This is a genomic window from Rhizobium acidisoli, assembly GCF_002531755.2.
GTDB classification, from domain to species: Bacteria; Pseudomonadota; Alphaproteobacteria; order Rhizobiales; family Rhizobiaceae; genus Rhizobium; species Rhizobium acidisoli.
Window position 1 is genome coordinate 276374 of sequence record NZ_CP035002.1, and the last position, 16508, is coordinate 292881.

Below are 16508 nucleotides of genomic sequence, written 5' to 3' on the forward strand. Positions count from 1 at the left end.
CTTATCTGCGGTCCAGCCTGGCGACGAGCCGGTCGCCAAACCACTGGATGCCGCAGACGAGGACGATGAGGACGGCCACCACCGCGATCATCACATTGGTTTCAAAGCGCTGATAGCCATAGCGGATGGCGAGGTCGCCAAGGCCGCCCGCGCCGATCGCCCCAGCCATCGCCGAGGCGCCGATCAGCGTCACCAGCGTGACGGTGAAACCGGCGACGATGCCGGGCAGCGCTTCGGGCACCAGCACTTCGCTGATGATCGTCCAGCGGTTGCCGCCCATGGCGCGCACGGCGTCGATCAGCCCGCGGTCGACTTCGCGCAGCGACACTTCGGCGATGCGGGCATAATAGGGCGTCGCCGCGATGGCGAGCGGCACGATGGCCGCCCAGGTGCCGAGCGCCGTGCCGACGATCAGCCGCGTCAGCGGGATCAGCGCCACCAGCAGGATGATGAAAGGCACCGAACGGAAGCCGTTGATGACGGCGCCGAGCCCGCGGTTGATCCAGAGGTTTTCAGCAATGCCGCCACGTGCCGTGACGACAAGGGCAAGGCCGAGCGGCAGGCCGGCAACGAGCGAGATCACGCCCGAGGCGACGGTCATCAGGACCGTCTCCCACAGCGAGCGAAGAAGCAGTTCAAGCATGATCGGTGTCATAACCAAGCACCTCCACCCGGGCGGACCGGGCCGTCAGAAATTGTTCGACCTTTCCGGCAAGCGCGGGGTCGCGTGCGGGAACGGCGATGAAGAACCGCGCCACGGGCTGGTTCTGGATGTGGTCGATGCCGCCATGGACGAGGCGGAAGGAATGCGGCAACGCCGCCGAGAGTTCGGCAAACAGGGCACCCTGCGCCTGCGGCCCGGCGAGATCGACGCTGAGGATCGCTTCGCTGCCCGCCGTCGCAGATAGCCGGCCGGCGATGTGATCGGGAAGCTGGGGGCGGATGCCGCCGAGCAGGCTCCTGGTGATGGTTTCCTGCGGATCGGCAAAGACCGACCAGACCTGCCCCTGTTCGACGATCCGCCCGGCATCGATGACGGCGACGCGATCGGCAATGCCGCGCACCACTTCCATTTCATGGGTGATCAGCAGAATGGTCAGGCCGAGCTTACGGTTGATATCCTTGAGCAATGCCAGGATCGACCGGGTCGTCTCAGGGTCGAGCGCCGATGTCGCCTCGTCGGATAACAGGAGCGCCGGGCGCGCCGCGAGTGCGCGGGCGATGCCGACTCGCTGTTTCTGGCCGCCGGAGAGCGATGAGGGGTAGGCCTTCGCCTTGTCGGCAAGGCCGACGAGATCAAGCAACTCATGTGCCCTTCGCAAACGTTCGTTCCTGGCGACGCCCTCGATCTTCAGCGGCAGCGCGACATTCTCTTCGACTGATTTGGCGGACAGCAGGTTGAAATGCTGGAAGATCATGCCGATGCGGCGGCGCAGCGGCTGCAATTGCTGTTCGGCAAGCGCCGTGATGTCGCGGCCTTCGATCAGGATCTGGCCGCTGTCGGCGCGCTCCAGGCCGTTCAGGCAGCGGATCAGCGTCGACTTGCCGGCGCCGCTGCGGCCGATGATGCCAAGGACCTCGCCTCTCGTCACCGTCAGCGAAATACCATCAAGGGCGGGCGTGGTTCCGAATCGCCGCTTCACGTCGGTCAGCCTCACCACCTCTTCGCCTGCCGCTACTTGCGGCTGTGCCTCGATCGCTGCGGTGGAAACAAAGGAATTCATGTGCTTTTCCTTACAAAGACTGAAGGCGGCCCGGGCAAGAAACGCCCGGACCGCCTCTCGGCAGGCCTTAACCCCGGCCCTGTTTCCGATCAATAGGCGCTGAGACCCGTCCCCTTATAGACCTTGTCGAACTCGGCCTTGACGGTGTCGTTCTGATAGGAAGACACGAGCGTCTTGACCCAGTCGGCATCCTTATTGTCGTCCTTGACGGCGATGAAGTTGCGATAGGGATTGTCGGCGATCGGCTCCTGCGCAATGCGCTCGGCCGGAGAAAGGCCGCTCTTCAGCGCCCAGTCGGTGTTGACGACACCGGCGTCCAGATCGTCGATCGAACGGCCGACGATGCCGGCATCGAGCTCCTTGATCTCGATCTTCTTCGGATTGTCGGTGACGTCGGCGACGGTTGCGAGAATGCCGGTGCCGTCCTTCAACTTGATCAAGCCCTGGCTCTGAAGAACGCGCAGCGCCCGGCCTTCGTTCGAGGGATCGTTTGGGACGCCAATGACAGCGCCTTCCGGAATCTCGGCGACGGATTTGTACTTCTTGGTATAGAGGCCAATCGGCCAGACGCCGGTGTAACCGACGCGGGTGATGTGATAGCCGTGCTGCTTGATCTGATTGTCGAGATAGGGCTGGTGCTGGAAAGCATTGGCATCGACCTCGCCGCGCTCCAGCGCTTCATTCGGCTGCGTGTAATCGTTGAAGATAACGGTCTCGATCTTGAGGCCCTTCTTGGCCGCCTCGCTGGTGACCACGCGCCAGATGTCCTCCTCCTCGCCGGCCATGATGCCGACCTTAATCGACTTGTCCGCGGCAAAGGAAGGAGCGGGTGCTGCAAAGGCAAAGAGCGTGGCAGCGGAAACGGCGACAGCGGCAAGAGCCGCGCGGCGCGAAAGGGGGAAGCCGTGAAGATTGTTGTTCTTGGTCATTGTTATATCCCGTCTGACTGAATGAGGCCAAGCGCCCCGAGCAGACCGATCATGGCAAATGCGCCCGTCGCGAGCGAAGCACGAATGTCCGATGTCGAGGAAGGCTCGGAAAAACTCTTGCCCCGCCATCGATATCGGCAGGATAAATTTCCACCAAATTTATGGATTATAATGGCGTGCAAGAATGGCCCGAACGGGAAACGGCGCCTCAAGGGCGCCGTTGCAAGTCGGTGTCGAAACCTTTTTACTCGGCAGCGATAAGAGCCTGCTTTTGGGCAGGAAAGAAGGCTGAAAGCTCGCCGATGACCTCGCCGATCCGCTTGGAAAGCGGTTCGGATGAGACGCGGTAATCGGTGAAGTCGCGATCGGAGGCGTAGACGGCCGTCGGCAGCGTGTGAGACATGAAAAAGCCGAAGAGCGGGCGCAGCTGATGCTCGACCATCAGCGCATGCCGGTCGCCGCCGCCGGTTGCGGTGATGATGACCGGCTTGGCGCGCAGCTCATGCGGGTCGATCAGATCGATCAGGTGCTTGAACAGGCCGGGATAGCTGCCCTTGTAGGTCGGCGCGCCAATGACCAGCAGATCGGCATTGACGATATCGTCGATGACTTCCCTGGCGCGGCTATCGAGATCGTCGCGGCGCAACGCTTGGCCGAGCGAGGGCCCGACATCGGTCAGATCGTAGAGGGTATTGTCGAAGCCGTATTTTTCACCGGCAAGGCCGGCGATATCTTCGACCAGCGTGAAGGTCTTCGAGGGACGGTTGAAGCTACCCGCCAGACCGACCAGTTTGTAAGCAGACATGCCATTTCCTTCCGATATCGTGCCGCGACCGATTATTGGATAGATATTATCTATAAAAATAGTGGATTAAAGCAAGCCTATCCCTCTTCATCATGGTGAGGAGAAAAATACATTCTCATCCGTAGTGATCGCCTGCCTGCGACACCGCATCAGTCATCGACCCGGAATATGGCGGATATTCCGGGTCGATGCGTTCTCGAAGCGCGATATCGCCTCAGACTGGTTTTGGCTTCGGGATGCGCGGCAGGAAGATCGTCAGCAGACCGAGAAGCGGCAGGTAGGAGCAGATACGGTAGACGAAGTCGATGCCGTGGGTATCGGCGAAACTGCCGAGCAGTGCTGCACCCAGCCCCCCTGCCCCGAACGCAAAACCGAAGAAGACGCCTGCAATCAGCCCGACGCGTCCGGGCACCAGTTCCTGCGCGAAGACGACGATTGCCGAGAAGGCCGACGCGAAGATCAGTCCGATGGCGACGCTGAGCACGCCCGTCCAGAACAGGTTTGCATAGGGTAGAAGCAGCGCGAACGGAATGACGCCGAGGATCGAGAACCAGATGACGAAACGAGCGCCGAAGCGATCGCCGATCGGCCCGCCGAGAAACGTGCCGACGGCGACCGAGCCGAGGAAGAGGAAGAGCATCAGCTGTGCCTGCTGGACGCTGAGCGCAAACCTGTCGATGACATAGAAGGTGAAGTAGCTCGACACGCTGGCCATGTAGACGTTTTTCGTCGCCGTCAGCAGCACGAGGATCAGCAGCGCCCAGACCACCCTGTTCTGCGGCAGCGGCAGGGCGCGGCTTACCGCAGGTTTGCTGGCGTTCTGGCGACGATGGCCGATATACCAGTTGCCGACCCAGCTCAGCACGACCATGCCGACCATGGCGATGGCGGCAAACCAGGAGACGCTGTGCTGGCCGAGCGGCAGCACGATGAAGGCGGCAAGCAGCGGGCCGATCGCCTGACCGGCATTGCCGCCGACCTGGAAGAAGGACTGCGCGAAACCGTGGCGGCCGCCGGAGGCAAGACGGGCGACGCGCGAGGATTCCGGGTGGAAGACCGCCGAGCCGAAGCCGATCAGGCTGGCAGCGACGAGCAGCAATGCGAAGCTGCCGGCATTGCCGAGCAGGATGAGGCCGCAAAAGGTGCTCGCCATGCCGACCGGCAGCGAATAGGGCATCGGCCAGCGGTCGGTGACGATGCCGACCAGCGGCTGCAGCAGCGACGCCGTGACCTGGAACGTCATGGTGAGCAGGCCGATCTGCACGAAATCAAGGTCGTAGTTTGCCTTGAACAGCGGATAGAGCGAGGCGAGCAGCGATTGCATGATGTCGTTCAGCATGTGACAGAAGCTGACCGCCATCAGGATGGACATCGTTGTTTTTTCGAAACGGGGCGCGCGCTCGGCAACAGTTGCCATGGAATTCCTCCTGGACGGCCCGGTTGGTTGCCGTGCCGCGTCGCTTTATTCGATGGATTTCGGGCGATCGGGGCTGGGAAAGATGATCAAGCGGCGGTCGCTTAAGTGCATTTAGCGTAAGCCGGGGGGCAGCAACAGCCCAGTTTCATCAGGATCGGTACGGCTTTTGTTCGATTTTCCCTTTTGCAGCCTATCCTGCGCTGCTTTACCACTTGCCGGACGGGGGCTTTCCTACCACAATCGGTTGCGATCGTCGCATATATCGTATGCGATGTGAAAACAACCATGGAAAACCGGGACGGGGGATACTACAGCTGCGTCGATTGAAATGCGATCGAGGCTGAAAACACGCGATGAATGTCAAGACACCGAATGCAATAGACGGCTATGTCGGAGCGCGCATAAGAATGCGCCGGCAGTTGCTCGGAATGAGCCAGGAACGACTTGCCGAGCAAATCGGCGTGACCTTTCAGCAGGTTCAGAAATATGAGAAGGGCATCAACCGCATCGGCGCGAGCCGCCTGCAGCGAATAGCCGACGTGCTTCACACGTCGCCGAGCTTTTTCTTCGAACAGGAAAATTCCGAGCCGTTGACGTTGCAAGGGCTCGATCTGCCGGCAAATAGCGACCCGGTTGCCGAATTCCTGCAAACGAAAGAGGGATTGGTGCTCAACCGCGCCTTTCTGAAGATCGCCGACCGAAATATCCGTGAAACGATCATCGCATTGGTGAAGGCGATGGCGCAAGCGGAAAGCAGCGGCGTAACATTGGGTGCCCCTGTCGCGGATATCACCTTTCCGCTCGGAGAATAGTCGGACATATCGGCAGGCATTATCCGCATGAAGCTCAGGCTCGAATCATTTGGTGAGTTGCGGCTGATCGACCCCGCCGGGCGGCCGGCGGCGTTCCCGGAAAAAGGCCTGCTGGCGATTTGTTATCTGCGGGACCGTGATCTGAGCGACGGAGCCGGGAGCGAATATCCGCGCTCGGCGCTGGCACGGTTCTTGTGGGACAGCCACGACAATTCTGACATCATGGCCAACCTGCGCAAAACCATATCGCGCATTCAGAAGCGTCAGACCGAACTCGGTGCCGAGCTTCTGGCCTTCACGGCGACCGGCGTGCGGGTCAGGTCGGATGCATTTTCAGGTGATCTCTTCGAACTTGCCGACCCCGAAGGCGACGACGCGCTTGGCAGGCTGCGGCGGCTGGTTGCCATCTTTCGCCAGGATTTCCTGGCCGGGCTCGCCGACCAAAGCGCCACGACGCGGCAGTGGATCGCCGGCCAGCGTGACCGGCACATGGCAGTGCTGGTGGATGCACTGAAGACGGCGCTGCCCGCTGCCCGGTCGCGAGAGGATGTCAGCCTGATCAAGGAGGCGGCGCTCAGGATTTTCCGCGAGGCACCGGATGACGAGAACATTCGTCGCATCCTTCTGGAGGCCTATGAGTCCGAAGGCCAGCTGGAGAAAGCGCGCCGCCTTTTCGAGACGAGCAGGCATCAGCTGGAAAGCGCAGTCGATATCGGCCTTGACGTGCAGGCGCTGGGAGAGGTCCGCAAGATCTTCGCCGGTAGTCGACCACCGCAGAGCGCTGCGGTACCGCTCATCGATGGAGGCGTTCGAATTCTCGGTCCCCTCCCCCGTCTCGTGCTGCTGCCGCCCGGCGGGACGGATGCCATCGGTGCCTTGCCGATGCTCTCCGAGGCGCTGATCGAGGACGTGACCATTGGCCTTTGCGCGCTGAATACGGTTTCGGTGGTCGCACCCCATACGGCTGCTCGCATCGCACACAATGCCGACAAGGCTCAGCTGATCCTGCGCCATTCGATTTCCTATGTTCTCGACACGAGGCTGACCAATCGTGGGGGCAGCCCTGCGCTCTTTGTCCAGCTGACTTATGCCGGCAGCGATGAAGTCATCTGGGCCGAGCGTTTCAGCCTCGAGAAATACGAATTGATAAGCCACCGGCGCGACATCGCGCGGCAGATTGCCAAAGAGCTTGCCGGGCAGGTCCGCCGGCATGAAACCATGCGCGATGCCTTCGAGGGCAATTCGGCCGCCTATCATAGCTACCTTCTCGGTCTGCGGGATATCAAGCGGCTTGCCCTGCCCGACGTGCGCCGCTCCCGGAAGGCTTTTCGCGAGGCGCTTCAGCACAGCGCACACTTTGCCCCTGCGCTCAGCGGATTGTCGCGCACGTTTCTTGTCGAATGGCTGTTGACGGCACGCGGCGACAGCGAGCTGCTCGGGCTCGCGGAAGACTATGCGAACCGGGCAATCGTCGCCGATCCGTCGTTTGCGGCCGGCTTTCGTGAGCTCGGCGTTGCCAAACTTTATCTCGGGGAGCTTGATGAAAGCGTCGTGGCGCTGAAGCTCGCGGAAGAACTGAGCCCGCATTATGCCGACGGCATTGCAAGTTATGCCGATACGCTCGTTCATGCATCGCGCCCTGCCGATGCATTGGCCAAGATCGAGCGGGCCATCTCGCTCAATCCGTTGAGCCCGACCGACTATCTATGGACGGCGGCCGGCGCGAATTTCGCCCTTGGCCATTATGCCGAGGCGCTCGAGCAGATTTCTATCATGGACGACCGCACACCGGCCGACCGGCTTTCGGCTGCCTGCTGGGCGATGCTCGGCGATATGAAAAACGCGCGTATCTATATGCGCAAGGTGCGCGAAATCTATCCGGATTTCGATGTCGACAAATGGCTTTCGGTCGTTCCCTTCAAGGAGCAATGGCAGAAGGAACAGTATCGCGAGGCATTACGCAGGGCCGGCTTCTGAAGTCTGGCGCCGAAAAGGGTAAGCCGGCAACTCCTGTCACGCCTGTGTCACGCGCGTCTTTCGTTCAAGAGGATTAAGCTGTCTTTGCTCTGTCGGCATGTGCTGACAAGGGAAGCTGGAGAATTCTCAGATGCACGATGCAACCGAAGCAACCACGACGCCGAAAAGTGACGACGAGCTCAAGGAGCTGGTTTCGCTTGCCCGACTCGTTGCCTATGCCCGAGAGAACGCCAGAGACCTGAACGCCGAATTCTCCGCCTATTGCCTCGACCTTGCGTTTGGCGCCCTGATCCAGGACCTCGACAGAAGCGGCGTATCGCTTTCCCATGAAAGCGGTCAGGACAGCAGTCTTTTCGGCACGCGGCACTGAGCGGCGGTCACGGTCCAGCTGACGAGCCGTTGCAGCTTGCCTGGAGAACACCACGCACTCGATTCCCGCTTGTGCCAATCGGCTATCATAGCGATACGGTGTTTGCTCTGGCGATTCGGCCCATAAACACGCGGCAGCTGCGCCGGCAGCGCCAGCGGGCGCCATGTCCAAGCCTTTGAAAAAGATTTGACAACCTCGCGATAGGGTCTTTTAAACATCATTTACCTTGCCCCTCCTCCAAGAATCGGGGCTGAATGCGGTTTCAAAGCTCGCAGGGGTTTTAAATCGCATTTTCGAGATTTCCATGAATGTGGCGCACCAGATAGAAAAGACAATTTTAGATGTTGACCAACTGATCATAGGTCAGGCGCAGGAACTGTCCGACAAGCTGAAACAGCATCGGCTCGAAATGTTTCCGCAACGCGCCATTAAAGGACTCAGGGAATTTCAGCTGGCCGAAGTGGCGCGTTTTCTCGGCGTGACCAGCGGTTATCTTCGCAATCTGTCGTTGGAAGGTAAGGGCGCCCTTCCCCAGGTCACGCCATCGGGCCGCCGGTCTTATACGGCCCAGCAGATGGAGGAGATGCGCAGCTTTCTGGAGCACAATGCCCGCGCCGGAACGCATTATATGCGTCACCGCCAAGGCAGCGAACATCTCCAGGTCGTAGCCGTCGTCAATTTCAAGGGCGGCAGCGGCAAGACCACGAGTGCCGCGCATCTTGCCCAGCACCTTGCCCTGACGGGTCACCGTGTGCTTGCCGTCGACCTCGACCCACAGGCGTCTCTCTCCGCCATCCACGGCTTTCAGCCTGAGTTCGACGTCAACGAGAATGAGACGCTCTACGCCGCCATTCGCTATGACGATCATCGGCGGCCGCTGAGGGAGATCATCCGGCTGACGAATTTCCCGAACCTGCATCTGGTGCCCGGCAATCTTGAGCTGATGGAATTCGAGCATGATACGCCGCGCGTGCTTGCTCAGGGCAAGGCGGGCGACTATGGGCGCGTTTTCTTCGCGCGGCTGGACGAGGCGCTGTCTTCGGTCGCCGATGATTACGATGTGGTCATCATCGACTGCCCTCCCCAGCTCGGCTTTTTGACGATGAGCGCCATCTGCGGCGCCACGGCGGTTCTGATCACCGTGCATCCTCAGATGCTCGATGTCATGTCGATGTGCCAGTTCCTGCAGATGCTCGGCGAAGTGCTGAATACGCTGAAAGGCGCCGGCGGCGATATGAACCTCGACTGGCTGCGTTATCTCGTGACCCGCTACGACCCGCAGGATGGGCCGCAGACGCAGATGGTCGCCTTCATGCGTTCGATGTTCAAGAACCATGTGCTGACCAATCCGATGTTGCGCAGCGTCGCGATCTCGGATGCGGCGATGACCAACCAGACGCTTTACGAGGTCGAGCGGAGCCAGTTCACCCGCGCGACCTATGATCGCGCCATGGAGGCTATGGATGCCGTCAACAATGAGATCGGCGATCTCATTCACAAGGCATGGGGGCGGAAATGACCGGAAAGTTTACTGCGGTAAACAGGGGCGAGGAGCCGGCTGATGGCACGTAAGAACCTCCTCTCGGGGCTGATGGACGATTCCAAGAAGTTTACTGCGGTAAACAGTGAGGAACCCGTCCATAAGGACGAGAAACAGCAGGTCGTTTATAAGGGGATTGGCGCTCTCGGCGCGGTCACGCGCAGTATCGATGCGCTGGCTGCCAAGGCCGACGCGGCAAAGGCGATCGAGGAGAAGCTGGCGACCGGCGAAACGGTGATTGATCTCGACCCTTCCCTGATCGAAGATTCGTTCGTGACCGACCGGCTGGCCCATGCCGACGAACAGTTTCGCGAATTGGTCGAGGCGATCCGCCTGCGTGGTCAGGATTCGCCGATCCTCGTCCGCCCGCATCCTGATAAGGACGGACGGTATCAGATCGCTTTCGGGCACCGTCGTGCCCGGGCTGCCAAAGAACTCGGCATCCCTGTCCGCGCCGTCGTCAAGAAACTTGACGATCGCGACCATGTCATCGCGCAGGGCCAGGAGAATTCGGCGCGCGCCGATCTCTCGTTCATAGAGAGGACGATGTTCGCCGACAAGCTCGACTCGTTGGGTTTCGACAGGGAAACGATCATGTCGGCGCTCAGCGCCGACAAGACGACGGTTTCCAAGATGCTGTCCGTCACCAAGCGGATCCCAGCCGAAGTCCTGGCCGCGATCGGCGCGGCAAAGACCACCGGCCGTGACCGCTGGCACGATCTGTCGGTAAAATTCGAGACCGAAAACATCTCGGCCCGGGCGATCGAGTTCAGCAGGTTGGCGGAATTCGAGACAGCCGACCCGGATGCCCGCTTCGATATGCTGGTTGCCTTCATCAGCAGGAGGCAACAACCGGCATCATCGACAGTGACGCTTCAGCCTGCTGCTCACGCCTGGCAGCGCAAGGACGGCGCGGTCAAGGCGAAGATCAAGGATGACGGGAAACAGTTCACCATCGCGCTGAAGGCGGAAAAGGCATCTGCCTTTGGAGCCTATATCGCCAGCAATCTGGATCGTCTTTACGAGGCGTTCGAGAAGACACAGGATTCGACGAAAAACGGAGATCAATAGGCAAAAGAAAAGGCCCCCGAACGTTGCCGTCGCGGAAGCCCTCTCTGATCTAGACACCCAGAGAATCACATTTCCGCGAATCATAGTCAAGAGTCTTTGGCACCGAATTTGGTGAGCTGCGATCTTTTGCCTTGAAGAAGGCGAAGACAATGGAAAGCGGAAGTGTGACGACGCCCTTCGGGCGGCGGCCGATGACGTTTGGCATGCTGGCAAGCCAAACGGCTGCTCGAAAAATCGAGCCCGGCCAATCAATTGATAAGTGGAAACTCTATCGTGCGCTGTGCGAGGCGAGGCCGCTGCTCGGCGTCACCGACCGGGCGCTTGCTATTTTGAACGCCTTGCTAAGCTTCTATCCCAAGGGAGAGATCTCCGAAGACAACGGGCTCGTCGTGTTTCCTTCCAATGCACAGCTCTCCCTGCGCGCGCATGGAATGGCGGAGCAGACAATCCGCCGGCATCTGGCGAGCTTGATCGAGGCCGGCTTGCTTATCCGCAAGGACAGCCCGAACGGCAAGCGTTACGCCCGCAAGGAGCAGGGCGGGGAGCTGCGCGAGGCATTCGGCTTCTCGCTGGCGCCGCTACTCGCGCGCGCCGAGGAGATCGAGCGGCTGGCGGCGGAGGTGGTTGCGGAACGATTGCACCTGCAGCGGCTCAGAGAACGCCTGACGCTTTGCCGACGCGACGTCGCCAAGCTTATCGAGATGGCGTTGGAGGAGGGGGCTGCCGGCGACTGGAGCGCGGTTCACCTGCATTTTCGCAATGCCGTCGAGCGCCTGCCACGGTCGCCATCCGCAGAACAGGTCGCCGCCACGCTCGACGAATTGGAGCTGCTGCGCGAAGAGATCGTCAATCAGTTGGAAATGCAGGTTAAAACCCACAATCAAAGCGGCAATGCCCAACATGCTGAGCGGCACATACAGAATTCAAACCCACAATTTATTTCTGAACTTGAACCAAGCTTCGAACCGAAGCAGGGCGCGACGTCGGATGATCGATCGGCAGGTCGGGCCGAACCGATAGCCCAAATACACAAAGATCAAGGAAAGAACGAGCATGTGCCCGGGGCACGGGCTGCCTCCGCTGTCAATGGTGCGCTCAGATCCTTCCCGCTGGGGCTGGTGCTGCAGGCCTGCCCTGAGATCGCAGCCTATGGACCCGAGGGGTCGGTCGGCACGTGGCGCGATCTGATGGCGGCGGCTGTCGTCGTTCGTTCGATGCTCGGCGTCAGCCCCTCTGCCTATGAAGAGGCCTGCGAGATCATGGGAGCTGAAAATGCCGCGACCGTCATGGCCTGTGTCCTCGAAAGGGCAGGGCATATCAACTCGGCCGGCGGTTATCTGCGCGATCTGACACGCCGCGCCGAGAGAGGCGAATTCGCCATCGGTCCGATGCTGATGGCCCTTGCCCGCAGCAATTCGCCGATCAGAGGGAAGACGGGATGAGTATCCACTTCATCGTTTCGTTGAACGCGGATGGTTATAAATACGCAGTGATCGAAGGTGCAGAATACGTTTGGTGGGGAGCCTCTCGTTTAGTCTGATATTGAACGTAGCCGTTGTGTCCGACATTCTCGACACACTTGCTAGCTCTATACCTGTTTGGGGACATCGGGTGGAGACGGGCTGAAGACAATATCGGAACAAATCAATGCGTGCCTACCGCGGCTATCTCCGCCGATGGGCATTGGATATGCGGTCGTTTACTGCCGGGCGGACGGTGTTTGTATCGCGGAGGCCATGGACACCACGCCGAGCAGATTAGGACGCGACTGGAACGGCGCTCAGGAAATCGCCAGGAGGGTGCGGGCGCGAGGGCGCTGATCTCGCGTGCGGCGTTGGAACCGATCATCTCGCCGGAGGACACTCGTTTGCGATGAGTGTAGGCACCTGTCTCACGCAGGTTGCCGCAGACGTTGAGGGGCCTTAGCCGGTGTTGTTTTGCCGGTTGGCGATCAGATCGTCGACAACGGCAGGATCGGCGAGCGTCGATGTATCGCCGAGAGCACCGAAATCGTCCTCGGCGATCTTGCGCAGGATCCGGCGCATGATCCCGGAACGGGTCTTCGGCAGGCCGGGCGCAAACTGGATCTTGTCGGGTGCAGCGATCGGGCCGATTTTGGAACGCACATGTTTCACCAGGTCCTGGCGGAGCGTGTCCGTTCCTTCATGGCCGGCCATCAGCGTCACATAGCAATAGATGCCCTGGCCCTTGATCGGGTGGGGGTAACCGACGACTGCGGCTTCCGAAACCAGATTGTGCGAGACAAGCGCAGATTCCACCTCCGCGGTGCCGAGCCGGTGGCCGGAGACGTTAAGCACGTCGTCGACGCCGTCGGGGCCCCTTCCAGCACCTTGCCTTCATTGTCGACCAGTTCAGGCTTGATGCCGAAGAACGGCACTGTCGCAGAACCGGGTTTCAGATCGATGGCGCCGGGCAGCGGCGTGATCATGTGGCCGCCGGTTTCAGTCTGCCACCAGGTATCGATGACCGGGCAGCGCTTGTCGCCAACCACATTGTAATACCATTCCCAGGCTTCCGGATTGATCGGTTCGCCCACAGTGCCGAGCAGCCGCAGCGACGAGCGCGAGGAGCGCGTGACGAAATCGTCGCCGGCCCCCATCAGCGAGCGGATCGCCGTCGGCGCGGTATAGAAGATATTGACCTTGTGTTTGTCGATGACTTCCCAGAAGCGGCCCTGATCGGGGAAATAAAGAAGGCTCGGACATATGTCGATTTCAGAACTTACGCTTAAATCCAGGATGAGCCGATACGCCGGTTTGAGGTGTTCATTGGCAATGGCAGTCCTCGCTAATGGAGCGACCATCAGAAGGCGCAGATTATTGCGGAGAGCTGCGAGCCTGGCTTCACGGTGTCCTCTGTGGCGCGGCGGAATGGGTTGACGCCGCAGAAGTTTTCACATGGCGACGGCTCGCCCGAAAGCATCTGAGGTTGTTTCGGTCCCCAGGGAAGGACGATGTTCGCGCCAGCGGTCGTAGTGTCGCCCGAGAAGTCGGATCTGGGCGCCGGGTCAGGCCTGCGCCGAATATCTCTCGAGATTGCGCCTCACGAGATCCAGCAAAGCATCCCTCTCCGGATCGCGGACTGCTTCCATCCAGGCAGCCGCCAGCGGCAATTTCCGCGTCGGTTGCCCGGTCCCGTCGTTGACGAGAAGAAAGCTGACCCCGACAAAGGCAAGCGAGGATGTCCATCGGGGGACGATGGCGAGGCCGAGCCCCGCGGCGACCATGCTGACGATCGTTTGTTTTTCATCGGCGACCTGAGCGATATGCGGGTGTAGCCCGGCTGCCGCAAACAAATCCAGAGTCAAGTCATAGCTGTGCGGCCTGGATCTTCTGTCCGGTACGATCAGCGGCACGTTTGCCAAGTCAAGGATCGAGATGCTTTTTTTGTCTGCAAGTTCGTGCGAGGTCGGCACCGCCAGGACGGCCGTCTCGGAAAACAGATCCTCGACTGCAAGGTTTCGGCTCATTCCCGAACGCGGCCTGATGAAGGCCAGATCTAGCCCTCCGGCCAATAGCTTGGGCACAAGGCGGATGGATTTGTCCTCTGTCAGTAGTGTTTTGACGTCGGGCGCGATGGCGCGAAAATCCTGGATCAGCGTCGGAAGCAGGCCGGCGGCGGCGCTGTCGATGGCACCGATCCGCAGGATGCGGTTGCGCCGATGCCGGTTGGCGCGAAACCGCTCTCCAAGCTCGTCGAGCCGGGTAAGAAGCGGCCTGACCTCTTCCAAAAGAGCAATCCCCTCCTCCGTCAGTGAGACGCTTCGGGTCGTGCGGTACAGTAACTGGCTTCCAACCGACGCCTCCAACAAGCGAACTGGCGCCCGAGCGAGGCCGGAAGCAGCCCTATCTTTTGTGCCGCCCGGCCGAAATGAAGCTCCTCCGCGACTGCTATGAAGCATCTCAGCTGTTCCAGCTCCACGGGGATGCCCTCCTACTATATCGATATTTTATATAATCGCTTCGCGCTTGAGTAAACTCAGGCTCCAGCATTAGGCTTTCGAGAAGCGCGGAAAACTTGCCTTCCGCGGTGGATGTGAAGACGCTACTGGAGAAAATCAATGCGTGAATACTCAATTGCAGCGATCCCCGCCGACGGGATCGGACCTGAGGTCATTGCTGCCGGGCGGACGGTGCTCGCAAATCTGGAAAAACGTCTCGGCGACGTGAAGTTCGCCATCGAAAACTTCGACTGGGGTTCAGACTACTACAAAAGGCATGGCATGATGATGCCGTCCGACGGGCTTGAGCAGTTGAAGAAATTCGACGCGATTTATTTCGGCGCCGTCGGCGCGCCGGATGTTCCCGATCATATCACCCTTTGGGGGCTCAGGCTGCCGATCTGCCAGGGCTTCGATCAGTATGCCAATGTCCGGCCGACCAAGATCCTTCCAGGCATCACCCCTCCGCTGCGCAACTGCGGCGTCGGCGATCTCGACTGGGTGATCGTCCGCGAGAATTCCGAAGGAGAATATTCCGGCCATGGCGGCCGCGCCCATCGCGGCCTGCCGGAGGAAGTCGGAACCGAGGTCGCGATCTTCACGCGCGTCGGCGTCACCCGCATCATGCGCTACGCCTTCAAACTGGCGCAGGCGCGGCCGCGCAAATTGCTGACGGTCGTGACGAAATCGAATGCCCAACGGCACGGCATGGTCATGTGGGACGAGATCGCCGCCGAGGTGGCCGCAGAATTCCCTGACGTCATCTGGGACAAGATGCTGGTCGACGCGATGACGGTGCGGATGACGCTGAAACCGCAGAGCCTCGACACGATCGTGGCGACCAACCTGCATGCCGACATCCTCTCCGACCTTGCCGGCGCGCTCGCCGGCAGCATCGGGGTCGCGCCCACCGCGAATATCGACCCGCAGCGCCGATTTCCCTCGATGTTCGAACCGATCCATGGCTCGGCCTTCGACATTGCCGGCAAGGGCATCGCCAACCCGATCGCGACCTTCTGGACCGCCGCGCAGATGCTCGACCATCTCGGCGAGCAGGAGGCGTCGGCCCATCTCATGCGCGCCGTCGAAGCGGTCACAGGCGCGGGCATCCTCACCCCCGACGTCGGCGGCACCGCCACGACCAAAGAGGTCACCGATGCGGTTTGCGACGCGATCCATTCCTCCAATGTCTAAAGCAGGGCTGCGAGGTGTCACACATCATCGCGTCCTCGGAAGACAGCATAAAATGCTGTTACAGGCCCGGCCGCATTCTGTTCGTCCCTCCAGGAGCCCGCGAAACGCCATCGACTCGCGCCTTCGATGTGGTAGTGTCGGCAGGATATCGGCACAATATGCTGCGGCCCTGACAGGTTCGACAGGCGGAGTGGAGCAATGAAACTCGACCGGATCGATATAAAAATTCTGCATGAGTTGCAGAAGAATGGCCGCGTCACCAATGTCGAGCTCGCCGAGCTCGTCAACCTGTCGCCGAGCCCTTGCCTGATGCGGGTGAAGAAGCTGCAGTCTGAAGGCTATATCGAGGGTTATTCCGCACAGATCAACGTCGCCAAACTCGGCCAGACGCTGACCGTTTTCACGGAAATCACCCTGAAAAACCACCGGCAGATCGATTTTGCCCGGTTTTTGACGACGGTCGAGAAGATCGACCAGGTGATCGAATGCCATCTGGTCTCCGGCGGCTACGACTATCTCTTGAAATTCGTGACGGCCGGGATCGGCGAATACCAGACGATTATGGAACGACTGTCCGACATGGAGATCGGCATCGACAAGTATTTCAGCTTCGTCGTCCTGAAGTCGCCGATCGTCAAATCGCACATGCCATTGACGAGCCTGTTTCCGCTTTAGGTGATCGACCATGTCGGTTAGGTGGCCGCGGCA

14 protein-coding genes and 2 pseudogenes are annotated in these 16508 nt (G+C 60.2%); 9 read left to right on the forward strand and 7 right to left on the reverse strand.

What is annotated here, in order from left to right:
- Position 1: 1 nt before the first annotated feature.
- From CO657_RS33675 to CO657_RS33695, 5 genes are all read right to left on the reverse strand, one after another.
- A complete protein-coding gene (locus CO657_RS33675; RefSeq protein WP_054184237.1) occupies positions 2-655 on the reverse strand; it encodes a methionine ABC transporter permease in 654 nt (217 codons plus the stop codon).
- Entirely contained in the window at positions 636-1724 is a 1089-nt protein-coding gene (locus CO657_RS33680; protein WP_054184236.1) for a methionine ABC transporter ATP-binding protein, read from the reverse strand. The genes CO657_RS33675 and CO657_RS33680 overlap by 20 nt, the downstream gene beginning before the upstream one ends.
- Positions 1725-1813: 89 nt before the next feature.
- Entirely contained in the window at positions 1814-2653 is an 840-nt protein-coding gene (locus tag CO657_RS33685; protein ID WP_054184235.1) for a MetQ/NlpA family lipoprotein, read from the reverse strand.
- A gap of 244 nt (positions 2654-2897) precedes the next feature.
- The gene (msuE, locus tag CO657_RS33690) at positions 2898-3458 is read right to left on the reverse strand and encodes an FMN reductase (protein ID WP_054184234.1); all 561 of its coding nucleotides are present in this window, start codon (positions 3456-3458) and stop codon (positions 2898-2900) included.
- Between the two features lie 214 nt (positions 3459-3672).
- Positions 3673-4875 (reverse strand): MFS transporter, encoded by a 1203-nt coding sequence (locus CO657_RS33695; RefSeq protein ID WP_054184233.1) that lies wholly within the window; start codon positions 4873-4875, stop codon positions 3673-3675.
- A gap of 353 nt (positions 4876-5228) precedes the next feature.
- On the opposite strand from CO657_RS33695, the gene CO657_RS33700 reads away from it, so the two are divergent.
- The 6 genes from CO657_RS33700 (at position 5229) to repC (ending at position 12087) form a co-directional block, all read left to right on the forward strand.
- Positions 5229-5687, forward strand: a complete 459-nt coding sequence (locus CO657_RS33700) for a helix-turn-helix domain-containing protein (protein WP_054184232.1) — start codon at positions 5229-5231, stop codon at positions 5685-5687.
- Positions 5688-5714: 27 nt separating this feature from the next.
- A complete protein-coding gene (locus CO657_RS33705) occupies positions 5715-7664 on the forward strand; it encodes an AfsR/SARP family transcriptional regulator (protein WP_054184231.1) in 1950 nt (649 codons plus the stop codon).
- Between the two features lie 130 nt (positions 7665-7794).
- A complete protein-coding gene (locus CO657_RS33710) occupies positions 7795-8034 on the forward strand; it encodes a hypothetical protein (RefSeq protein ID WP_054184230.1) in 240 nt (79 codons plus the stop codon).
- Between the two features lie 304 nt (positions 8035-8338).
- Positions 8339-9553 carry a plasmid partitioning protein RepA gene (gene repA / locus CO657_RS33715; RefSeq protein ID WP_054184229.1) on the forward strand — a complete coding sequence of 405 codons (1215 nt, stop codon included), beginning with the start codon at positions 8339-8341 and terminating at the stop codon, positions 9551-9553.
- 42 nt (positions 9554-9595) lie between these two features.
- Positions 9596-10645, forward strand: a complete 1050-nt coding sequence (gene repB, locus CO657_RS33720) for a plasmid partitioning protein RepB (RefSeq protein ID WP_054184228.1) — start codon at positions 9596-9598, stop codon at positions 10643-10645.
- 149 nt (positions 10646-10794) lie between these two features.
- Positions 10795-12087: a plasmid replication protein RepC gene (gene repC, locus CO657_RS33725; protein ID WP_054184227.1), complete on the forward strand. Its 1293-nt coding sequence runs from the start codon at positions 10795-10797 to the stop codon at positions 12085-12087.
- A 480-nt stretch (positions 12088-12567) separates the two neighbouring features.
- On the opposite strand, the pseudogene CO657_RS33730 reads toward repC, so the two are convergent.
- A pseudogene (locus CO657_RS33730) lies at positions 12568-13352 on the reverse strand (AMP-binding enzyme); the annotation flags it as partial.
- Between the two features lie 132 nt (positions 13353-13484).
- Here CO657_RS33730 and CO657_RS38340 point away from each other — a divergent pair.
- Positions 13485-13592, forward strand: a complete 108-nt coding sequence (locus CO657_RS38340; RefSeq protein ID WP_425349938.1) for a hypothetical protein — start codon at positions 13485-13487, stop codon at positions 13590-13592.
- Between the two features lie 81 nt (positions 13593-13673).
- Here CO657_RS38340 and CO657_RS33740 read toward each other — a convergent pair.
- Positions 13674-14587 (reverse strand): annotated as a pseudogene (locus CO657_RS33740) (LysR family transcriptional regulator).
- A 139-nt stretch (positions 14588-14726) separates the two neighbouring features.
- Between CO657_RS33740 and CO657_RS33745 the strand changes: the two are divergent.
- Both CO657_RS33745 and CO657_RS33750 read left to right on the forward strand, forming a co-directional pair.
- On the forward strand, positions 14727-15800 hold the full coding sequence (locus CO657_RS33745; protein WP_054183490.1) for a tartrate dehydrogenase: 1074 nt from the start codon (positions 14727-14729) through the stop codon (positions 15798-15800).
- Between the two features lie 198 nt (positions 15801-15998).
- A complete protein-coding gene (locus CO657_RS33750) occupies positions 15999-16475 on the forward strand; it encodes an Lrp/AsnC family transcriptional regulator (protein WP_003577877.1) in 477 nt (158 codons plus the stop codon).
- Positions 16476-16508 lie beyond the last annotated feature (33 nt).

Excerpts from the sequence above, each read along its gene's own strand:
- CO657_RS33675 (WP_054184237.1), bottom strand. The coding sequence starts at position 655 with ATGACACCGATCATGCTTGAACTGCTTCTTCGCTCGCTGTGGGAGACG.
- CO657_RS33680 (WP_054184236.1), bottom strand. The coding sequence starts at position 1,724 with ATGAATTCCTTTGTTTCCACCGCAGCGATCGAGGCACAGCCGCAAGTA.
- CO657_RS33685 (WP_054184235.1), bottom strand. The coding sequence starts at position 2,653 with ATGACCAAGAACAACAATCTTCACGGCTTCCCCCTTTCGCGCCGCGCG.
- msuE (WP_054184234.1), bottom strand. The coding sequence starts at position 3,458 with ATGTCTGCTTACAAACTGGTCGGTCTGGCGGGTAGCTTCAACCGTCCC.
- CO657_RS33695 (WP_054184233.1), bottom strand. The coding sequence starts at position 4,875 with ATGGCAACTGTTGCCGAGCGCGCGCCCCGTTTCGAAAAAACAACGATG.
- CO657_RS33700 (WP_054184232.1), top strand. The coding sequence starts at position 5,229 with ATGAATGTCAAGACACCGAATGCAATAGACGGCTATGTCGGAGCGCGC.
- CO657_RS33705 (WP_054184231.1), top strand. The coding sequence starts at position 5,715 with ATGAAGCTCAGGCTCGAATCATTTGGTGAGTTGCGGCTGATCGACCCC.
- CO657_RS33710 (WP_054184230.1), top strand. The coding sequence starts at position 7,795 with ATGCACGATGCAACCGAAGCAACCACGACGCCGAAAAGTGACGACGAG.
- repA (WP_054184229.1), top strand. The coding sequence starts at position 8,339 with ATGAATGTGGCGCACCAGATAGAAAAGACAATTTTAGATGTTGACCAA.
- repB (WP_054184228.1), top strand. The coding sequence starts at position 9,596 with ATGGCACGTAAGAACCTCCTCTCGGGGCTGATGGACGATTCCAAGAAG.
- repC (WP_054184227.1), top strand. The coding sequence starts at position 10,795 with ATGGAAAGCGGAAGTGTGACGACGCCCTTCGGGCGGCGGCCGATGACG.
- CO657_RS33745 (WP_054183490.1), top strand. The coding sequence starts at position 14,727 with ATGCGTGAATACTCAATTGCAGCGATCCCCGCCGACGGGATCGGACCT.
- CO657_RS33750 (WP_003577877.1), top strand. The coding sequence starts at position 15,999 with ATGAAACTCGACCGGATCGATATAAAAATTCTGCATGAGTTGCAGAAG.